Genomic DNA, 7594 nt, shown 5'->3' with positions numbered 1-7594 from the left:
CGGCCTCGCGCTGAGCGGGCACGGACACGTCGGCCATGTCCGCCGAGGCGGCGGAGCCGGAGCCCGCGGCGCCCGTCGGCGTGCTCGTCGGCGCGCCCGGCTCGTCGGGCAGTCGCTGCGGACCGCCCTGACTCGGCACCTGCTGGGCGCGGCCGTCGGTGTTCTCCCCCGACTCCTCGGGCCCCTGCTCGTCCCGCCCGTCAACGCTCATCGCGGAAAGCCCCCGACCGCACACTGTGACCCGACACCGGGAAAGAGTGCCACACAGGGAACTCACCGGACCCGTCAGTTCACCGCAACCACTCATCCGTGGAGACTTCCCGTACCGGAGCGCGAGCGTTCACCCGTCGGTGGCAGACTCAACCGATTCGCGTCAAGCACGAGTTGACCGCGAGCGCGCTCTCACCGCCACTCGCGGTCACCTACTGGGCCGGGAGCCCCGCGGGGCCGGGGAGCCGCGCGGAGCCCCGGACGCTCACGCGGGCCGCGACCGCAGCCCCTCCAGCAGGATGTCGAGCAGCCGCGCCGAAGCCGCCGCCTGCTGCACCGCGTCCGGCAGCGCGGGCGCCGCCGTGGCGATCACGAGCAGCACGTCCGAGACGGTCACGTCGGAGCGCAGCTCACCCGCGTCCCGGGCCCGCTCCACGAGCCGGCCCACCACGTCGAGCAGTGCCGCGGCCCCCGCGTCGTCCGCGGCCACCACCTCGTCGGCCACCACCGGAGCCTGCCCGACCAGGCGCAGCTCCGGCGTCTTGCCGCGCTGTTCGGGCACCCGCGCCTCGTCGCGCGGCGGCCCGACCACGCCCGGCTCGTCGGCGACGCCGACCCGCAGCACCTGCGGCGGCAGCAGCCGTCCCGCGCCCGAGGCGACCGAGGTCCGCAGGAAGCGCGAGAGCGCCGACCACGGCTCGTCCTCCTGACCGAGCGCCGCGCGGGCCTGCTCCGTCAGCCGGGAGGTCTCCTCCTCGGCTATCCGTCGCACCAGTACGTCCTTGCTGGGAAAACGCCGGTACACCGTGCCCACACCGACGCGGGCGCGCCGCGCCACGTCCTCCATGGGCGCCCCGTACCCCAGCTCGCCGAAGACCTCGCGTGCCGCGCGCAGCACATGCTCCAGGTTGCGCTGGGCGTCCACCCGCAGCGGCGTGGACCGCGCGCCGTCGAGCGCGCCGCCCCGCCCCTCGTCGCCCGCCGTGTCGCCCGCCGGCGCGACGGTGGACGCGGAAGAGGTCCAATGAGTGTCTTGAATGTGCATATGTGATCCCCCGGTAATGACGTCTCCCCCCGGAGACTCCCCGCCTTAGTCAGCCGGAGCGCAAGGGCATGAGGGCCTGAGGACATGCGGATCGTTCAGAGACCTCGACGATCTCCCGGAACCGGTCCTGTGGGTCCGTCTTAGCATCCCCCGACACCCCGACAGCACACGAACATAGTTGAGGTGGAGTCAATTCAGAAGAGGCAGGTTCCGCACAGTGCGCCCCCCGAACGGAGTACGGGCGGATTCCGCCCTGAATGTGCCCCCTCCGCCGGGCCCTGATCTCACCGCTGACCTGCACAGCCGTCCCGGACCCCGCCCTGACGACCGCCCCGGGCGACGTATTTCGGTCGGTCACACAAATCGACGAGGCTGTGGACAAAAACAAGGGCCCGGTGCGTCATGGGACGGTGACGATGTCTGAGAAGAGGTACGAGAAGGGACCCGGGAAGGGACCCGAGAAGGGACCCGAGAAGGAGCCCACGAGGGAAACCGCGCGCATTCTCGTCGTCGGTGGCGGCTACGTGGGGATGTACACGGCCCTGCGGCTCCAGAAGAAGCTCAAACCCGAGCTCAGAAGCGGGGCGGCGCGGATCGTCGTCATCACGCCCGACCCGTACATGACGTACCAGCCATTCCTGCCCGAGGCCGCCGCGGGCTCCATCTCCCCGCGCCATGTCGTCGTGCCGCTGCGCCGGGTCCTCGGCCAGTGCGACGTGATCGTCGGCGAGGTGAAGACCGTCGACCACGCCCGCCGCACCGCCACGTACACCACCCTTGCCGCCCGGCAGGAGGGCGCGGAGCCGGCCACGCTCACGTACGACGAACTGGTCCTCGCGCCCGGCTCCGTCTCCCGTACGCTCCCGGTCCCCGGCCTGGCCGACCACGGCATCGGGTTCAAGACCGTCGAGGAGGCCGTCGGGCTGCGCAACCACGTCATCGGACAGCTCGACATCGCGTCCTCCACGCGCGACCCGGCCGTCCGCGACGCCGCGCTCACCTTCGTCTTCGTCGGCGGCGGCTACGCGGGCGTGGAGGCGCTCGGCGAACTGGAGGACATGGCCCGCTACGCGGCGCGCTTCTACCACAACATCACGGCCGACGACCTGAAATGGGTCCTCGTCGAGGCCAGCGACCGGATCCTGCCCGAGGTCGGCCCCGAGATGGGCAAGTACACGATCCGCGAACTGCGCGGCCGCAACGTCGACGTGCGGCTCAAGACCCGCCTCGAGTCCTGCGAGAACCGGGTCGCCGTGCTCAGCGACGGCTCCCGCTTCCCCACCCGCACCGTCGTGTGGACCGCGGGCGTCAAACCGAACCCGCTGCTCGCCGCCACCGACCTGCCGCTCACCGACCGCGGCCGCCTCAAGTGCACCGCCCGCCTCACCGTCGACGGCGCACCGGGGGCCTGGAGCGCGGGCGACACCGCGGCCGTCCCCGACGTCACCGCCGACCAGGACGGCGCCCATTGCGCGCCCAACGCCCAGCACGCGCTGCGCCAGGCCCGCACCCTCGGCGACAACATCGCGGCGTCCCTGCGCGGCGAACCCCTGGTCGACTACGCGCACGCGTACGCGGGTTCCGTCGCCTCGCTCGGCCTGCACAAGGGCGTCGCACACGTCTACGGGCGCAAGCTGAAGGGCTACCCTGCCTGGTTCATGCACCGCGTCTACCACCTCAGCAGGGTGCCGACCCTCAACCGCAAGGCCCGCGTCCTGGCCGAATGGACACTGTCCGGCCTCTTCAAACGGGAGATCGTCTCGCTCGGCTCCCTGGAGAACCCGCGCGCCGAGTTCGAACTCGCGGCCGGAGGCGTCCCTCCTGCGGGCCCTTCCGGTGACGCGCCCGGCGGAACTCCGAAGGGATCGTCGTGACCGTGGCCGGGTAGGCGGTCATCGGCTCGGTGCCCGACCGGGCACGCCGTCCGGCCGGAACCGGGCCCGGATGGTGGCAGAGTGGCTGCACTGTTCCGAGGGGCGTGGACGCCCCCGCCGTATCTCCGAGAGAGACACAGGTCATCTTCTCGGGCCGTGAACGACGGGGCTTGCGTGCTCGGTTCGCTCACACCTTGCCGTGCTCACACCGTCCCCCCACGGCAGGACGGTCACGGGGCGCATCCACCACACCAAGGAGGTCTTCATGCGATGCGGGACTGATGACAAAGCCCCACGCAGGGACGGGCCGGGCGGCCCCGGGCCGGGCGACGTCGTCGACACCGTTTCCCCACCAAGGTGGTTCGTGCCTTATAGGCTCACGGACCCGTACAGCCACGCTACCCGTCCTGACCCGGACGGCGTGGCGGTTCTCCAGATCGTCGACTGAGGAGACCGGTGAACTTCACGCGCTGGAGCGCCCGGCTCCCCGGAACGCAGCGCCGCGCCGCGGCCCGCGCCGACCGCGGCGGAGCCCAGCGGGGCGAGGGGGCCGTGCCCGCCGCCCGCGCCGAGCGCCTGCCCGACGACCCGCCGCGGAGCGGCGACGGAACCGGCCTCGACGAACTCCCCGTCCACGAGGTGCTCGACCGCATCCCGGCCCTCGTCGCCGTCGTCCACGGCCCTGACCACCGCATCGCCTACCTCAACGACGCCTACGTCGCGGCCTTCGGTGAGCGCCCCACCGGACGGCCGGCCCGCGAGGCGCTGCCCGAACTCGACGAGCTCAGCCTGCACCCGCTGCTCGACCAGGTCGTGCGCAGCGCCAAGCCCCGCACGGTCAAGTCCCGCAGGACATCGGGCGGCCGCTCGTACACGGTCACCTGCACCCCGCTGGAGACCGCCGAGGGCCCCGGTGTACTGATCTTCGCCGCGGACGTCACCGACCACGCCGAGGCCGCCGAACGGCTGCGCACCAGCGAACGCGTCCAGCGCGAGACCGCCGTCACCCTGCAACGCTCCCTCCTGCCACAGGAGTTGGAGGAGCCGGACGACCTGCGCATCGCCGCGACCTACCAGCCCGGCGGCACCGAGGCCGCGGTCGGCGGCGACTGGTACGACGTCATCACGCTCGGCGGCGGCCGCACGGCCCTGGTCATCGGCGACGTCATGGGCCGCGGTGTCCGCGCGGCCGCGGTGATGGGCCAACTGCGCACCGCCGTCCGCGCCTATGCCCGCCTCGACCTCCCCCCGCACGAAGTCCTGCAACTCCTCGACGGTCTGGCCACGGAGATCGACCCGCACCAGATCGCCACCTGCGTCTACGCCATCCACGACCCCAACGAGGGCCGTCTCCTCTACGCCTCGGCCGGCCACCTCCCCATCCTGGTCCGCGACGAGAACGGCACGATCCACCGCGCCGAAGAGCCCACGGGACCGCCTCTCGGCACCGGAGGCTGGCTGCACACATCCGGCTCGGTGCCGCTCGGCCCGGGCTCCACGGCCGTCCTCTACACCGACGGCCTCGTCGAGCGCCGCGACGAGGACATCGACGAGGGTGTCGCCGCCGTCGAACACGCCCTGGCCGGAGCGACCGGCACTCCCCAGGTCATCTGCGACCGTCTGCTGCGGGCCGCCGGCGTGACCGCCGACCACGACGACGACGTCGCTGTCCTGGTCCTCCAGCACCCCGCCCGCACCGGCCCGGACGGCGAGCTCTTCCGCAACGCCGCACTGGACCTCCTCGGCGGTGTCGAAGCGACACCGCGTGCCCGCGCGTTCGCCTCCGGCGTCCTGACCAGCTGGCGCTTCCCGCAGGATCTGCACGACCTGGGCGTCCTGGCGGCCAGCGAACTCGTCGCCAACTCCCTTCAGCACGGCACTCCGCCGATGCGCCTTCGCCTGCGCCGCACGGACCACCGCCTGATCGTCGAGGTGACCGACGGCGACGACCACCTCCCGCGCCGCCGCCGGGCCGAACCGGTCGACGAGGCGGGCCGAGGCATCGCGATCGTCGCCACGGTCGCCTCGAACTGGGGCTCGCGCCGCACTCCGGAAGGAGGCAAGGCGGTCTGGTGCGAGTTCGTACTGCCGGACTGATGCGCGCCGCAGGACGGATGCGCGCCGCCGGGCTGAGCGAGGCCGGTCGGAGAGGGCGGCCTGTCCGACCGGCCCGTCAGGCCCGGCCTGTCCGACCGGCCCTGTCCGGTCCGGCCCGTCGGGCCCGGCCTGTCCGGCCCGCCCGTCAGGCCCGGCCCGTCAGGCCGCGCCGGCCGTCGCGGGCTCGGGCGCCTCGGGCGTCCCCCGCATCACCACACGGCTCCCGGCCGACGACGGCTGGTTCTGCATCGGAGTGAGCCGCTTGCCCAGCCGTAGGGCCAGGAACGTGATGCCGAGCGAGAACAGCACGAACGTCACGATGTACGGCGCGTGCAGCGAGGCCCCCATCGGCCCGCCCACCGCCGGACCGACCGCGAGCGCCAGCTGCTTCACCAGGGCGAACGCCGAGTTGTACGACCCGACCATGCCCGCCGGAGCGAGATCGGCGACCAGAGGCGCCACGGTCGGCGACAGCATCGCCTCTCCGAGCCCGAACAGCGCGTACGTCGAGATGAACGCGGCGGTCGCCATGGCCTGGCTGCCGTGTCCGAGCCCCGCGTATCCGGCGGCGAGCCACGCCACGGCCCATATGAGCCCCACGGTGGCGATCACTCGCGACCGCTTGCGCCGCTCGACGAACTTCAGCACGGCGAACTGCGCGACCACGATCATCGCGGTGTTGGCGGCGAGGGCGACCCCGAGCGTGGACGGCGATATTCCGGCCGCCTCGACGCCGTACGCGCTCAGCCCTGACTCGAACTGCCCGTAGCAGGCGAAGAACAGGACGAACCCGAGGACGCACAGCTGGACCATCGCACGGTGCCCGACCAGCGTCCGCAGCCCGCCCTTGGCCTCACCCTTGGGTATGTCGGCACCGATACCCGGAGCCTGTGGCATCCGCGCCGTCAGCACGATGCCCGCGAGAACGAGGAACATCACCGACTCGATCGAGAACAGCAGCAGGAAACTGCCCGCCCGGTCCTCGTCGACTATCTGGCCGCCGATGAGGCCACCGATGCCGAGCCCGAGATTCTGTAGGAAGAACTGCATGGCGAAGGACCGCGTCCGGGTCTCGGGCGTCGAGCACCACACGATCATCGTGGCGAGCGCGGGCTGCACCACCGCGGTGCCCGCGCCGAGCAGCGCGGCCGCACCGATGGCGGCGGCCCTGCCGGTCGCGAGGCCCAGGCAGACCGCGCCGACGGAGGCGACCGCCGCGGCCCCCACGACCACGGGCAGCGGACCGCGCCGGTCTATCGCGCGGCCGGTGAAGGGCAGGACGACCAGAGCGGCCATGGCGAAGGCGGCCAGCACGATGCCGGCCACGCCGGAGCCGAGACCCCGGACCTCCGCCACATAGACGTAGAGGAACGGCACCGTGAAGCCCACGCCGAACGAGCTCAGCGCGCTCCCCGCCTGTACGCGTCGCATCGCGGCGCCCATCGCCTTGGTCACCTTTCACCTGCCCTTTCACACTCGTGGCCCCGGCCGCCCCTGGGCAGGGGCCACTCGCCGAACACCGGAGACATCAACATTGAAGACTTCGAACCTAAACTTCGAAGCTAAACAGTACACCTCGAAGGACTTCGACGCCAACCTCCCGCGTGTCATACTCCCGGCCATGCCCGACACCCCAGGCGAGCCAGTCGCCGAGCCCACGCTCGAAGAACAGATCGCCGCGTACCAGCGCGAGTTCCAGGACCTCGACCCGCAGGTGGAGCAGATCGTCTCGGCCCTCGGCCGCCTCAACCGCCGTATGAACGTGGCTTACGGACGCCAGACCGCGGAGATCGGCATCAGCAACGCCGAGTGGGAGGTCCTCAAGGCCCTCGTGCTGTCCGGACCGCCGTACCGCCTCGGCCCCGGCGACATCGCGAAGCGCCTCGGCCTGACCCCGGCCGCCATGACCCACCGCATCGACCGCATGGTCCAGGAGGGCCTCGTCACCCGCGACCGGGACGAGACCAACCGGGTACGCGTCATCGTGGAGCTGACGGACGAGGGCCGCGAGAAGTGGCTGGAGGCGATGCGCCTGGCGTCGGTCTTCGAGGAAGACCTCCTCCAGGACCTCACCCCGGCCGAGCGCGGCATCCTCGGGGAGGTCCTCACCCGTCTTCTGCGCCGCGTCGAGGACGCCCAGCCGGACGCGGACGGCCGCCTCACCGACCTCGACTGAGGTGGGTTGACACGGGGCCTCGGGATCCGTAATGTTCTCCGGGTTGCCGCAGCGCCGTAACGGTTCTGCGACGACACCTACCGCCGCTGATGCGGCACCCCACCTCAGTACGACATCCCGACGGGATCGATTTCGGCATGCCCGAATTCGAATACGTCGAGAGCGTCGGGGCCGAATTGGAAACGCGCAAGC

Annotated in this window: 6 protein-coding genes; 3 read left to right on the top strand and 3 right to left on the bottom strand. The window is 71.8% G+C overall.

The annotated features are described in order from the left end of the window. Together OFY01_RS13400 and OFY01_RS13395 are read right to left on the bottom strand one after the other, a co-directional pair. A partial coding sequence (locus tag OFY01_RS13400) for a hypothetical protein (protein WP_266599563.1) occupies positions 1 to 211 on the bottom strand: 211 nt, incomplete at its 3' end. A gap of 264 nt (positions 212 to 475) precedes the next feature. Then, positions 476 to 1255 (bottom strand): TetR/AcrR family transcriptional regulator, encoded by a 780-nt coding sequence (locus OFY01_RS13395; RefSeq protein WP_266599561.1) that lies wholly within the window; start codon positions 1253 to 1255, stop codon positions 476 to 478. A 416-nt stretch (positions 1256 to 1671) separates the two neighbouring features. Here OFY01_RS13395 and OFY01_RS13390 point away from each other — a divergent pair, with 416 nt between their 5' ends. Together OFY01_RS13390 and OFY01_RS13385 are read left to right on the top strand one after the other, a co-directional pair. After that, complete coding sequence (locus OFY01_RS13390) at positions 1672 to 3129, top strand: NAD(P)/FAD-dependent oxidoreductase (RefSeq protein WP_266599560.1); 1458 nt, start codon at positions 1672 to 1674, stop codon at positions 3127 to 3129. A gap of 456 nt (positions 3130 to 3585) precedes the next feature. Continuing rightward, positions 3586 to 5226, top strand: a complete 1641-nt coding sequence (locus OFY01_RS13385; protein WP_266599557.1) for an ATP-binding SpoIIE family protein phosphatase — start codon at positions 3586 to 3588, stop codon at positions 5224 to 5226. A 159-nt stretch (positions 5227 to 5385) separates the two neighbouring features. Here OFY01_RS13385 and OFY01_RS13380 read toward each other — a convergent pair whose 3' ends face one another. After that, positions 5386 to 6669, bottom strand: a complete 1284-nt coding sequence (locus OFY01_RS13380) for an MFS transporter (protein WP_266599565.1) — start codon at positions 6667 to 6669, stop codon at positions 5386 to 5388. 178 nt (positions 6670 to 6847) lie between these two features. Here OFY01_RS13380 and OFY01_RS13375 point away from each other — a divergent pair, with 178 nt between their 5' ends. Then, positions 6848 to 7402, top strand: a complete 555-nt coding sequence (locus OFY01_RS13375) for a MarR family winged helix-turn-helix transcriptional regulator (RefSeq protein ID WP_266599556.1) — start codon at positions 6848 to 6850, stop codon at positions 7400 to 7402. The last annotated feature ends 192 nt before the right edge of the window (positions 7403 to 7594 follow it).

The organism is Streptomyces beihaiensis (assembly GCF_026274175.1).
Taxonomy (GTDB): Bacteria; Actinomycetota; Actinomycetes; order Streptomycetales; family Streptomycetaceae; genus Streptomyces; species Streptomyces beihaiensis.
This window is presented reverse-complemented; position numbering and strand designations above follow the sequence as displayed.